This window comes from Cryobacterium sp. Y50 (genome assembly GCF_002929805.1).
Taxonomy (GTDB): Bacteria; Actinomycetota; Actinomycetes; order Actinomycetales; family Microbacteriaceae; genus Cryobacterium.
The window spans coordinates 75,631-87,276 of sequence record NZ_PJJM01000105.1 but is presented as its reverse complement, the minus strand read 5'-3'; the positions used below and the strand labels follow the sequence as shown (position 1 = coordinate 87,276).

The 11,646-nt window shown below is 62.9% G+C and carries 12 protein-coding genes; 6 read left to right on the top strand and 6 right to left on the bottom strand.

Annotated elements, in window-relative coordinates; genetic code table 11:
* Positions 1-9: 9 nt before the first annotated feature.
* The 3 genes from CXY73_RS20445 to CXY73_RS20435 form a co-directional block, all read right to left on the bottom strand.
* On the bottom strand, positions 10-1,047 hold the full coding sequence (locus tag CXY73_RS20445) for a 2-keto-3-deoxygluconate permease (protein WP_199185440.1): 1,038 nt from the start codon (positions 1,045-1,047) through the stop codon (positions 10-12).
* A 128-nt stretch (positions 1,048-1,175) separates the two neighbouring features.
* On the bottom strand, positions 1,176-1,697 hold the full coding sequence (locus tag CXY73_RS20440; protein WP_104135989.1) for a methyltransferase type 12: 522 nt from the start codon (positions 1,695-1,697) through the stop codon (positions 1,176-1,178).
* A 108-nt stretch (positions 1,698-1,805) separates the two neighbouring features.
* Positions 1,806-3,071 carry an alkaline phosphatase PhoX gene (locus tag CXY73_RS20435; protein WP_104135990.1) on the bottom strand — a complete coding sequence of 422 codons (1,266 nt, stop codon included), beginning with the start codon at positions 3,069-3,071 and terminating at the stop codon, positions 1,806-1,808.
* 154 nt (positions 3,072-3,225) lie between these two features.
* Here CXY73_RS20435 and CXY73_RS20430 point away from each other — a divergent pair, with 154 nt between their 5' ends.
* Positions 3,226-4,089, top strand: coding sequence for an NAD-dependent epimerase/dehydratase family protein (locus tag CXY73_RS20430; RefSeq protein ID WP_104135991.1), 864 nt, complete (start codon positions 3,226-3,228; stop codon positions 4,087-4,089).
* A gap of 91 nt (positions 4,090-4,180) precedes the next feature.
* Here the strand turns inward: CXY73_RS20430 and CXY73_RS20425 are convergent, their stop codons facing one another.
* The gene (locus CXY73_RS20425) at positions 4,181-4,648 is read right to left on the bottom strand and encodes a MarR family winged helix-turn-helix transcriptional regulator (RefSeq protein WP_104135992.1); all 468 of its coding nucleotides are present in this window, start codon (positions 4,646-4,648) and stop codon (positions 4,181-4,183) included.
* A 270-nt stretch (positions 4,649-4,918) separates the two neighbouring features.
* Between CXY73_RS20425 and CXY73_RS20420 the strand changes: the two genes are divergently transcribed.
* The 4 genes from CXY73_RS20420 (at position 4,919) to CXY73_RS20405 (ending at position 6,822) form a co-directional block, all read left to right on the top strand.
* Positions 4,919-5,194, top strand: a complete 276-nt coding sequence (locus CXY73_RS20420) for a hypothetical protein (RefSeq protein ID WP_146072819.1) — start codon at positions 4,919-4,921, stop codon at positions 5,192-5,194.
* A 132-nt stretch (positions 5,195-5,326) separates the two neighbouring features.
* On the top strand, positions 5,327-5,590 hold the full coding sequence (locus CXY73_RS20415; protein WP_104135994.1) for a GlsB/YeaQ/YmgE family stress response membrane protein: 264 nt from the start codon (positions 5,327-5,329) through the stop codon (positions 5,588-5,590).
* Between the two features lie 191 nt (positions 5,591-5,781).
* Entirely contained in the window at positions 5,782-6,192 is a 411-nt protein-coding gene (locus tag CXY73_RS20410; protein ID WP_104135995.1) for a DUF4383 domain-containing protein, read from the top strand.
* 54 nt (positions 6,193-6,246) lie between these two features.
* Positions 6,247-6,822, top strand: coding sequence for a hypothetical protein (locus tag CXY73_RS20405; protein WP_104178736.1), 576 nt, complete (start codon positions 6,247-6,249; stop codon positions 6,820-6,822).
* A gap of 38 nt (positions 6,823-6,860) precedes the next feature.
* On the opposite strand, the gene CXY73_RS20400 is transcribed toward CXY73_RS20405, so the two are convergent.
* Positions 6,861-8,216 (bottom strand): ATP-dependent RecD-like DNA helicase, encoded by a 1,356-nt coding sequence (locus tag CXY73_RS20400; RefSeq protein WP_104178735.1) that lies wholly within the window; start codon positions 8,214-8,216, stop codon positions 6,861-6,863.
* Between the two features lie 126 nt (positions 8,217-8,342).
* Here CXY73_RS20400 and CXY73_RS20395 point away from each other — a divergent pair, with 126 nt between their 5' ends.
* Entirely contained in the window at positions 8,343-9,410 is a 1,068-nt protein-coding gene (locus CXY73_RS20395; protein ID WP_104178734.1) for a hypothetical protein, read from the top strand.
* 95 nt (positions 9,411-9,505) lie between these two features.
* On the opposite strand, the gene CXY73_RS20390 is transcribed toward CXY73_RS20395, so the two are convergent.
* On the bottom strand, positions 9,506-11,497 hold the full coding sequence (locus CXY73_RS20390; RefSeq protein WP_104135999.1) for a cytochrome c oxidase assembly protein: 1,992 nt from the start codon (positions 11,495-11,497) through the stop codon (positions 9,506-9,508).
* Positions 11,498-11,646 lie beyond the last annotated feature (149 nt).

Genomic DNA, 11,646 nt, shown 5'->3' with positions numbered 1-11,646 from the left:
TGCGGCCGGTCATGAGTGTTCGACCGTGTGTACCGCAACAGTGTCGCCGGAGGATTCGGCGGCCGGCTCATTGGCAACCAGGCCACCTTCTCTTTTGAGTACCCAGGCTGCCAGCAGCGGCGCGAACACCGCGGTGACGAGTACTGCGGAGGCGACCTGGGCCGTTGCGACCTCGACGAAGGGTGCAAAGGTAGGGTCGGCGAGGGCGATGATGGCCGGGGTGGCGATCGCGTTGCCGGCCGTGGTGGCCGATGCGATACCGATGCCGGACTTGTTACCGCGGCGCAGAATGAATCGGTAGCCGAGATAGGCGAGCGTGCCGGTGAGTAGGGTGGCGACGATGCCCACGATGATACCGGACAGTCCCCCGGTCAGCACATTCTGCAGGTTGATGCCGGTGCCCAACGCGAAGGCGAAGAACGGAATGATCATGTTCGGGATCGGGCGCATGATCTCGGTCCATTTCTGGTCGAGGTTGCCCACGATCACGCCGATCAGCAACGGAATGACGGCCGCCAGAAGCAGTTGGAAGGGAATGTTGGCCAGGCCAGCGACGCCCAGGAAGAGCATTGAGAAAAAGGGCCCGTCATTGATGGCGGAAGCCATGTATGCCCCGCGGTCGCGGGCATCTCCATAGCGCCCGGTAAAGGCAAGCCAGAGGCCACCGTTGCTGTTGTCCATGGTCACGAGCAGCGCGAGAATGGAAACGCCCAAAATTCCATCGATGCCCACGATCTGGGCGAGGAGCACGACGATCGTGGCCGGAATAATGGACTTGCAGAGCAGCAGGACTCCGGAGGTGGCGAGCACCGGACCGGATGTTTTCAGGGTGATCTGCATGCCTGTGGCGAAGATCAGCAGGCCGATCAGTGGAAGCGCACTGGCTTGGAATAGTGCGGTGGTGAAGTTACCCATGCTGAGAAAGCCAGGGAAGAACGTGCCCACGACAGAGCCGAGAATAAGTGGAAGGAGCATCAGTCCACCGGGAATGCGGTTCATGCCATCAAACAAAGGCACTCGGCTGACGATTTTGGATCCGGCTACCATGGCGAATCTCCTTAGCTAGGGGCTGCGATGCCCGCGAATAATGTGTACGTACACAATGTACTTACTTTATCCGGCCAAGCCGCGATGTCAACCCGTTTCTACCCCCTAGCGCGCTTCCAGCTCGATCGTTAGTCGGCACCCACGTCGTGGCGATGATGCACGATATCGTGCAGAAAGTACGCCCCGAGCGTTGCTGCAGTAAACGACGGCCCGTCACTGCGGCGCGCGGTCCGCTGGCGGGCATCCACCGCGACCTTCGCAAAGCGCTCGGCAACGGATGCTGCAGCCGCAGCAAGCTCGCTACCCACCGTCTCCGGCACCTGCAGGTCGTACCGCTCGGCGATCGCCGTGGCATCCTGGTCCCAGTTCGCCAGCAGCGGGTCGTCTTCGGTCAGCACCAGGTGCAGGCGTTCCTCGAAGAGCCGACAGACATCGCGCACGTGGGCCGCGTATTCCAAAGGCGACCAGGTGTGATCGTTCGGGCGCACCGCAGCATCCGCTCGCACCAACACTGCACCCCACGCCGCCGCATTCTCGCGAATCAAGCGCGGAAGGTCGTCGAAGGCCACCGCATTCGCCCGAAATCCACAGTCGGGGCAGGGTCGTTCGAGCACCCAGGTCCAGTCAGACGTGTCAGGAACAATAGCCATGGCTTCATGGTAGCGGCCACCTTTCGACGCATCTGCGGCCGGTCGCAGCACCTGATTAGACGCATGCGCCGCCCGGCTGCCGGGCGGCGCGTCGATGCCAGGCCGAACTTAGCGCTTGCTGATCTTCCAGATACCGTCGGCGAGCGCCTTGTCGGGGTGCTGCACGCTCACGTAGAGGTCCTTCGGATTCTTACCGAAGTAGATGCCGGTCGTCTCGGCGCCCTGGTCTGTCAGGGAAGCGAAGAGTTCAACGTTCGTGGAGTTACCGACCTTATTGGTGCGCGTGCTGGCCCGGTAGACATCGCTGAAGCTGTTGTCCTCGACGATCCACAGGGCGCCGTCGGGACCCTCAGCCAGGTTATCGGGGTTGTTGAATCCCGTGATTCCAGCGGTCTGGTTCTCGACCGGCGCGTTGACCCCGGCCTGCACGAAGGTGCTGAGTAGGCTCTTCTTCAGGTCGATGGCGATGACGCGGTCTTCCGAGGTGTTGGCCACGTACAGCGTGTGGTCAATGATCTCGACGTCTTCGGGGCGACCGAATTCGGTCGCGACGACCGCGTTCGACGCGACGTCGGCATCCGTTTGAACCTGATTCTGGTCGAGGGCAACCCAGGTGAAAGAGCCGACCTTGTTCGCGAAGGTCGCCTGATTCCAGAGCTGATCGGCATCGGCCAGCCCGGTCAGCTTGAGCGCGTAGAGCTGGCCTATTGCAAGGTTGCCCTTGCGGGTGGGTACGAACTTGTAGACCGAACCACCATTGAGCTCGTCGATGACGTAAACGTTGCCGTCCTTGTCGACGTCGATGCCCTCATGGCGCAATACGCCGAGCGCGATTCGCTCCTCGATCTTGACGACCTTGGTGAGGTCTTTCTTGTCGAGGAACAGCTCGTAGACCTTGCCGCCAGCCGTCTCTTCGGTAATCAGCAGGGAACCCCACGGCGTCCAACGGATGCCGTCCAGGCGATTCCAGTCGGCTCGCTGGGCGATGACCGAGGCTTTGCCGGTCTTCAAATCAGTGACAGCCACAGCGCCGTTCTCGCCGACCTCGTAGGTGTTGTACAGATAGCGTCCGGCTTCGTGGCCGGTCTCATTGTGGGTATTCATATCGTGCAGGTCATCGACGCCGGGGTAAACATCGAGCACGGTCTCGTCCTTCACCAGGGTCTGCGTGAAACCGGCTGGCACGAGGTACGGCACGGTCCAGTCACTGCTGGCCTGATCGTAGGCGGATGCGGCGAGGGGCTCAAATGCGAACGCACCTTTTCCGTGGTCGTCAGAACCCGCCTTGGGGCCAACCGAACCTGCGTGGGCAGCATTTCCGAGGCTGAGCAGCAGGGAGACGAATACAGCGCCAGTTGCAATCTTCTTGATCATGTCAATCCTTCTGAGTCGATGGCTGAGAACTTCTCAAGAGTATTTTCCCGAGGTGAACAGGCGGCAACGCTCACCCCACGTTTCAGTGACTATCCCGGATTGTCCATTTCGGCGCCGAAGCCAGCTAGCGTTGTCCCTGAGCACAAGGAGACAGATGACGGTACTCATCGCTGGATGCGGCGACCTCGGCACCGAGGTGGGTCTGCGATTTGCCCGACTGGGGCACGCTGTGGTCGGGCTGCGTCGCACGGCGAGGGTGCTACCCGCAGAAATCACCGGCCAATCCATCGACCTGAGCATTCAAAAACCCGTCATTCCATCAGATACCAAGTTTGTGGTCGTGGCTCTCTCAGCTGGCAGCCCAACGGTCACGGCCTACCGCGCCGCCTACCTCGACGGCCTGCGCAACCTGCTCGACGCTCTCAGGGATGCTCGGGTCACGCCGCGCCGCATGCTGCTGGTGTCTTCGACGGCGGTCTACGACGTCAATGACGGCAGCCGGGTCGACGAGCAGACCCCGGCAAACCCGAAACCGGGCACCGATTCAATTGTGCTCGATGCCGAACGGATGCTCCACTCCCGTCTCCCCGCCGCGATCGTTTTGCGCCTGGCCGGCATCTACGGCCCCGGTCGTGAACGCCTGATCGAGCAAGTACGAGCCGGTGCCGGGCTCTCCGCCCAGTCACGCCACACCAACCGCATCCATCGGGACGACGCAGCCGCCGCTATCGTTCACCTGCTGCTGCGTTCTGAGCAACCGGCGCCGCTCTATCTCGGCGTCGACAACGAGCCGGTACGCAGCGACGAGGTGCTGACCTTTCTCGCCGCCGAGCTCGACCTACCCAAACCGACGCTGAACGAGTCGGACCAGCCGACGCGCACCCGCGAAAGCCAGCGTGGTGGCGACAAGCTCCTGAGCAATCAGCTCCTGCGCGATACGGGCTTCACCTTCAGCTACCCCACCTATCGGGAGGGCTATCGATCCATGCTGGCCGGGCGTGGAATCCGCCACCCCTAACGGCTGCCCAGCCGAACAAGCCCGGACCGCCAAACTCAAGCAGTCAGACTCAGGCGGTCAGACTCAGGCGGTCAGACTCAGGCGGTCAGACTCAGGCGGTCAGACTCAGATCGGCGTCCGCATCCACGGTCAACGCCATAGCGGTCAGCATAGCGCCCAGCCGCGACTGTTCCTCCGGGCCGATCTCGCGCACGGAGTGGGCGATGAGCGCCTCAAAGTCGTCGTAAATTTTCTGCGTGAGCTGCTCTGCGGCGGGCGTCAAGGTCAGCAGCAGACTGCGCCGATCATGCGGGTGGGCACCACGCGTCAGCAGTTGCAAGGCCACAAGGCGATTCGAGATCGCCGTCACGGCGCCGGTGGTCATTTCCATCGATAACGCGAGTAATTTCGGGGTGATACTTCCCGCTTCGGCCACGCGAGCCACGGCCCGTAGCTCGCTGCCGGTCAGGCCGCACTCGGCCGCGACCCGGTTTCGATTGCGATCCATGGCGCGCAGAAAAGTTAAAGCGGATGCCGACAAGGCATCTTGGGCGCGTCCGGAAGTGTCCCGACCGTACATGAGTTCTCCTGACCTCTGGTCTGTTTGTTTCGCCCAACTTCAGGCGCGCAAAATTGCCCGTGAGGGCATTCTGTTCTGTCAGTGTAGCGGTTAGATCAATTCGTAAGTTTCTTAACTTTTAAATAGTTTGCTGTTTGAGGTAAATCCCGTATATTGAAAGTCGCGCTGGCGGTCTAGCGCGGCGCGCGGAGTCTATGGTGGCCGCGAAGCCCCGCACGCTTTTGACCGGCAGCGCGCCCACGAACCTGTCACAACGAAATGGACCATGCAATGCAGAGCTACCGGTTGACGATCAATAACGACTGGTTTTACCTGTCGTCCGAGTACAACATCGCCGGCCTCAAGTCAGCCCTGTCCGCCGCCGTGCACAGCGGTGGAGGCTTCGTCGACGTCGTCAGTTCCATGCGATCGCATGTGTCCCTGCTGATCACGGCTCACTCCATGGTCAAGATTGAAACGATCAATGCCGTCGACCTTCCCGATATCAACGACGCAACCCCGGCGATCGGTCCGCAGTACCTTGATGACGACTACTGGCTGGACTGAAGCCGTCCACCGACATCCGCTGGTAAATCGGATGGTTGGCCCGGGCCATTGACGACGCGCACGCCCGCGGGTAGGTTCACGCGAACGGCACACGTCCGCGCCGCATCCAAGTCAATCTGAAAGGCAGTTCTCATGAGTTTCCTCGGTTTTCTCCTGCTCGGTCTCATCGCCGGAGCCATCGCGAAGGCGATCCTGCCCGGCCGCCAAGGCGGGGGCTGGATTATCACCCTGCTACTCGGGGTCGTCGGCGCCTTCCTCGGCGGTTGGCTCGGCGGGCTCTTGTTCAACGTCAATCTGGGCGAATTCTTCTCGCTCACCACCTGGGCCCTGGCCATCGTTGGTTCGCTGATTGTACTGCTCATCTACGGCGCGATCACGAACCGCCGCAAGGCATGATCCGTCTCAACATTATTCGCGGCCAGCGCGTCACCCGATTCTTCGGGTGACGCGCTGTTTTTTGATCTCAGTGCGTCCGCGCCCCCCTAAACGGGGAGATCAGGGCCACAATTAGTACCAATCCGAAGCAGATGGAGCTCCGAACACATAGCAACCACGCTTAGCCGTGAATCACATAGGAGGCACCTGAAATGCGCACATCACCCAATCGCCTGATCGCCACCGTCTTCGGCGCGGTCTACGTTCTCGTCGGACTACTCGGCTTTGCCGTCACTGGCAGTATCGGCTTTATTGCCACCGAGGGCGGATTGCTCCTCGGCATCTTCGAGGTCAACCCGCTGCACAACATCGCGCACCTCTTGATTGGTGCCGCGCTGCTTATCGCCGGTCTCTCCAACGCCATGGCGGCCAAGGCCACCAACACCACGATCGGTGCCGTCTACCTGCTCCTCGGTATCGTCGGATTCTTCATTGCGAGCACCTCGCTGAACATCCTGGCGCTCAACACCGCCGACCACTTCCTGCACCTCGCCAGTGCGATCGTGCTCCTCGGTGTCGGTCTCACCGCTGATAAAACGGTTCGCAGCACGGCCAGCGTCTAACCCACCACAACGCACCATAACTTCATCCTTTTGCACCAAGATAATAGGAGCATCATGTCCCCGGTCGTTCGCACCTGGCTCGGTTTCGCCGCTTTCGGCGCCGCCCTGATTCATTTGGCCGTGGGTGTGACCGCTCCGCTTCCCTTGTCGGTTCTCCTGTTCGGGTTCGGCGTTGCCGAACTCGGCTGGGGAATCGCCACCCTCGCTGCTGGCCGGGTGCTCGTGCCCCGGGTCATCGTCGGAGCGGCGCTCACCCCGGTTTTCATTTGGGGTGTCACCGCCGTCGTCGGCAGCGGCCTCGGGGTGACCAGCGGCCAAAGTGGCCTGCCTCTGTACCCAATGGCCGTAGCTTCACTCTTCAACGTATTCCTGGCCGCCACTGTGGCCATCGCACTGCGCCGCTCACGGACTGGGCCTCGTACGCCCGCAACCTCGAGCCCTGCCATAGTAAGGGCTGCCCCACCGAGCGGCTGGCGCTTTATCACCGGGCTCGTCGTTGGAGGCTTCCTGCTCTCGGCGCTCACCACCCCGGCCCTCGCCGCCACGGAGGTCGGCTCGCACGCCGTGCCCCACGGTTCACACGGAGTGACCGAACCGGCCATCCCCGACTCCGGCCACGGCGCGCACTAGAGTCCCTCGCAGAGCTCAAGAACGCATGACACCACGGGTCAGGCGGGCAGCTCGGTTTCGGGGTCGATTGACTCCTCGCCCGACGTGTCAAGCCCCGCCAGGTCGGCCACCGGCGGCACCACCTCGATGTTCATGAACCGTTTGACGTTCTCGTCGACGATGATGTCACTCGGTCGCAACGGTCGGGTCAGGTACAGCCCGTCGAGGCTGGTCAGCCGGCTCAGCGCTACATAGGTCTGGCCGGGGCTGAACACCCGCGCACCGAGGTCGACGACGGCCCGCTCATAGGTGGCGCCCTGTGATTTGTGAATGGTGACCGCCCAGGCCAGCCGCAGTGGAAATTGCGTGAATTCCGCCACGACATCCCGACTCAGCTTCTTGGTCGCTGCGTTGTAGGTGTACTTGTACTTCTCCCACACCGTCGGCTCGACCTCGTGCACGTCACCATCAATATTCACGAACACCGTAGAGGTGACCTTGGTGACCGTGCCGATACTGCCGTTCACCCAGCGCGGCCCGCCATCGAGCGGCGAGTCGTTGCGCAAGAACATCACTTGCGCGCCCACCTTGAGCTCGAGTACCTCGTCGGCCGGAAACTGCTTTCCGCCGAAATCCCCGGTGATATCGGCCTTCGCGGTGAGCGACTTGCCCGACAGCTTCTTCAAAGCGGATGCGTTGATGCGGTTCACAGCATCATTGCGCGTCGCGAGGGTGATCACGCCATCGCTCGGCGGGGTTCGTGCCCCTGCACCGTTGAGCGCACCGCCGATCTCGGCGGTGACCTGACCGTGGCGTACGGCGTTGAGCATGAGCTTGAAGTCGTTGTCACGTTGGCGGTGAATTTCGGTGAGCTCGAAGATGCGCAGCTCGGCATCACGCCAGACCTTGGCGTCGAAGAACCACATCGACCGGTAGTGGTCGGCGAAATAGGCGCGTTCGTCGGGGCCGCCTGGTACCGGGGCCAGCTGGTACGGGTCGCCGAACAGCACGATCTGCACCCCGCCGAACACCTCGAACGGGCGTTGGCGGGCCTGACGCAGGCTGCGGTCGATCGCGTCCATCAGGTCGGCGTTAACCATCGAGACCTCGTCGATGACGAGGGTGTCGATGGTATTGAGAAGTTTGCGCACCTGATCGTTCTGGTCGATCGGGCTGTCGGCGATGACTCCGATCGGCAGGCGAAAGAGCGAGTGAATCGTCTGGCCACCCACATTGAGCGCAGCGACACCGGTGGGTGCCGCAATCACGATCTGCTTGCTGGTGTTCCACGAGAGGTGGTTCAGCAGCGTCGATTTACCCGTTCCGGCCCGACCGGTGACAAACACGTTCTGCTTGGTTCCCTCGATCGCCGCGAAGACCAGCGCCTGTTCACGGCTGAGCGGAATCTCGGACACGGCACACTTTCTCTGGCAGGCTCATGCTGCACGGGGGACATACCACTGTAACGTCCCGTGGACCCGCTGCGAGCACTGGATCGGGCACTGGCCGCAGGTCCGACCCACCCCCCGTACAATATTTATGTGACCACCCCGGCCGAAAACCAGCGGGCGAGCGGGCGCCGCGGCAGAATGCTCCGGGCCGTCCTCGCCCTCGTGGTCGTCGCCGCCCTCCTCGCGGCCGGTCTCGTGGGCACCATCACCGCCCTCAATCGCACGGTGTACAGCGCCGGCGGATTCGTGGAGCAGTACCTCGATGCCCTCGCCCGCGGCGACACCGTCGGAGCCCTCGCCCTCGGTGGGGTCATGCCAACAGCCGCGGAACTGGCCGCGGCGGAGCTCACAGGAGATCTCCCGGAGACGCTGCTGCGTGCATCCGTTTTGAGCGGCCTGAGCAATATCGAGTTGAAGAGCGACACACCCAGCAATGCGGCCGGCGATGACACCCACCGTGTCGTATTCGAGTTTGATTTGAACGGTACCGCGTCGAGTATGGCGTTCACGATCGAGCGGGCCGGAACCTTCGCCGGCGTCTTCAATGCCTGGACGTTTGCCGTCAGCCCGCTCGCTATGCTGCAGGTGTCGGTGCTGCACGAACGCACCTTCACGGTCAATGGCCTCACGCTCGATACCCGCGCCCACGCGGCAGCGGATGCGCCAGCCACCTTCTCGACGTCCGCCGCGTATCTCGCCTTCGCCCCGAACCGCTACACCTTTGAACACTCCTCAGCCATGCTGACCGCGGAGAAGACGAGCGTGCGCGTGACGGCATCCGGGGCCACCGCGGTCGAGATCGACGCCCTGCCCAACGAAGAGATGATCGTGCAGGTGCAGTCAGAACTGAATAAGTTCCTCGACGAGTGTGCCACCCAGACCGTGCTGCAACCGACCAGCTGCCCGTGGGGTATCACCATCGATGACCGCATCGAGGGCGCCCCGGTCTGGTCGATCACCGGTTACCCCGCAGTTGAACTTACCGCCGGGGAACGGTCCTTCGAGATGGTGGCGACGGCTGGACAAGCCCACATCGTAGTCGAGGTGCAATCCCTGTTCGACGGCGACGTCAGCACCCGCGACGAAAACGTGCCGTTCACCATGGGGCTCAGCGTTGTCTTGCAGCCCAGCGGCGCCCTGGCCATCCAGCTGCACTAGTCTCCCGTACCCCGACTGCGACGGGACAAGGTGGCCGCCCGGTGGGGTCGCAAATCGACCTCAAAACGCCCCCTCAGGGTGACCAAGCGCCGACCCTAGCCGCGCGGACTTTGTGCGTCGCGCTCGCTGATCCGCGCCAGGTTCGCGTTGTAGGCGATCAACTCGGCGTCCTCGTTGCGGTCGGCCTTGCGATCCAGCCTCCTTGTGACCTTGGTGTCGTCGCGACTCCACTGAATCGCCACGACAACAGCCAGCACAAAGGTCGGCAGCTCGCCGATACCCCAGGCGACGCCGCCGCCCATCTGCTGGTCGGCGATGGCGGAGAGGCCCCAGGTGCGGCCCATCGCGCCGTACCAGTCGGCCAAGAGCAGCCCGGTGCCGCTCATCAGGGCGAGGCCGAAGAAGGCGTGGAAAGCCATCGTGACCAGAAGCAGGAGCAGGCGGAAGGCGTAGGGCAGGCGGTACGGCACCGGGTCGATGCCGATCAGCGACTGCACGAACAGGTAGCCGGTGATCAGGAAGTGCACGATCATCCACTGGTGGCCGATGTGGTCGGTCGTCGCCCAGCTGAAAATGGAGGTGTAGTAGAACACCCAGAGCGAGACACCGAACAGCACTGCGGCAACGATCGGGTTGGCGACGATTCCGGCGAAGCGTGAGTGCACTGCGGTGAGAATCCACTCACGCGCTCCGCGGCTGCCATCCTGTCGCTTGGCGATCGCGCGCGCGGCGAGGGTCACCGGGGCGCCCGGAACGAGCATGAGGGGAACGAGCATGGTCAGCAACATGTGCATGAGCATGTGGGTGGAGAACAGGTACTTCTCGTACACGTTCACGCCACCGTTGGTGATGTAGAACAGGGTGAGGATGCCGAGAATCCAGACCACGCTGCGGTAGATCGGCCAGGCGTCGCCGCGGCGATGCAACCGCCAGACACCGGCCAGATAGAAGAAGATGCCAAACGCGCAAAACAGAATCCAGGCGAGGTCGAAGTTCCACTCGGTGAAATAGCGGGAGAAGGTCAGCTCCGGCGGCAAGAGTTCGCCGGTGAGAATCTGGGCCGGTGTTGACTGCGGAATCTCGGTGGCGACGACCTGGGCGACCGGCGTCGCCGTGCGGGCGAGGGCGGCGGCTACACCAGAGGCGAGCCCCATGAAGCCGAGTTCGGTCACCACGAGCCACCAGAACCAGCGGCCGCGCGCGGGCTCGGCCTGCTGCATCCGCTTGATGAAGAACCGGCGTTGCAGAATGCCGAAGCCGCCGAGGGCCACGAGGGCGGCGACCTTCACGAGCACCAGAAAGCCGTACGGGCTGAACAGGTTTTCCCAGCTGCCGATGCGCAGTTCGGCGCTGACGTAGCCGGAGGCCGCTACCACGACGAAGGAGACCAGGGCGAGGGAGGAATAGCGTGCAATCACCGAGTGGATGCGTTCACCGTCGAGCTGAGTGCGCAACACGATGATAGTCAGCAGGCCGCCGAGCCAGATCGCCGCGAAGACGAGGTGCAGGCCGAGGGCGGTGATCGCGGCGTTGTGGCCGGCGGCGCCCGCCGAGTGGCCCTGCTGCGCCATGGGCAGCAGCGAGAGCAACGCCAGCACTGTGACGAAGATCAGGGCGGTCTGATTGCGCACGGCGAAGCAGAGCACGGTGACGCCGGCGGCGATCAGCGTGGTCGCGAGCCAGGCCTGGCCGAGTTCGATCTGGCTGAAGAACTGTCCGACCGTGGCGCTGAACTGATCACTAATGCCGAAGGGAACATTGGTGACCTGGAGAAAGGTCAGAAAGCCGGTGACAGCAGATGCGACGGCGAACAAGGCTGCCGAGGCTGCAGCGAAGTCGAGAGCGGTTCCGAACTCGCGTTCCTTGGGGCTCAGGGCGAAAAGCGTGAGTACGAGGGCGCCGATGGTTCCGGCCGCTGCAATATTGACGACGACCTTGGCGAGGGGGAGTCCCCAGCGCACCACCGGCCCCGGGTCGGCGAGCAGCTGGGCCGAGGCGCCACCACCATAGGCGAGTGCGACAAGGGTGGACAACACAGCGACCAGCAGCAGAGCTGCCGGTCCGAGAACACGGACGAGACGGGGCACCCGTCCAGCTTATTAGCCTAGCCCTGGGCATCTGTCTCGCCTGAGGCCGCGCGCCATGCGCCCGCGCCGCCGAACCGTGAGTTTTGGCCCCTTTACCGGCTTTTTTAGGGTCGAGATTCATGTCTCGGTGATCGAAACTCACGTCCCGA

What these genes read in the sequence shown, in the direction of transcription:
- CXY73_RS20410 (WP_104135995.1), top strand. Translation starts at nt 5,782, where the DNA reads ATGCGCACATCACCCAATCGCCTGATCGCCACCGTCTTCGGCGCGGTC.
- CXY73_RS20440 (WP_104135989.1), bottom strand. Translation starts at nt 1,697, where the DNA reads ATGGCTATTGTTCCTGACACGTCTGACTGGACCTGGGTGCTCGAACGA.
- CXY73_RS20405 (WP_104178736.1), top strand. Translation starts at nt 6,247, where the DNA reads ATGTCCCCGGTCGTTCGCACCTGGCTCGGTTTCGCCGCTTTCGGCGCC.
- CXY73_RS20435 (WP_104135990.1), bottom strand. Translation starts at nt 3,071, where the DNA reads ATGATCAAGAAGATTGCAACTGGCGCTGTATTCGTCTCCCTGCTGCTC.
- CXY73_RS20415 (WP_104135994.1), top strand. Translation starts at nt 5,327, where the DNA reads ATGAGTTTCCTCGGTTTTCTCCTGCTCGGTCTCATCGCCGGAGCCATC.
- CXY73_RS20430 (WP_104135991.1), top strand. Translation starts at nt 3,226, where the DNA reads ATGACGGTACTCATCGCTGGATGCGGCGACCTCGGCACCGAGGTGGGT.
- CXY73_RS20420 (WP_146072819.1), top strand. Translation starts at nt 4,919, where the DNA reads ATGCAGAGCTACCGGTTGACGATCAATAACGACTGGTTTTACCTGTCG.
- CXY73_RS20445 (WP_199185440.1), bottom strand. Translation starts at nt 1,047, where the DNA reads ATGGTAGCCGGATCCAAAATCGTCAGCCGAGTGCCTTTGTTTGATGGC.
- CXY73_RS20425 (WP_104135992.1), bottom strand. Translation starts at nt 4,648, where the DNA reads ATGTACGGTCGGGACACTTCCGGACGCGCCCAAGATGCCTTGTCGGCA.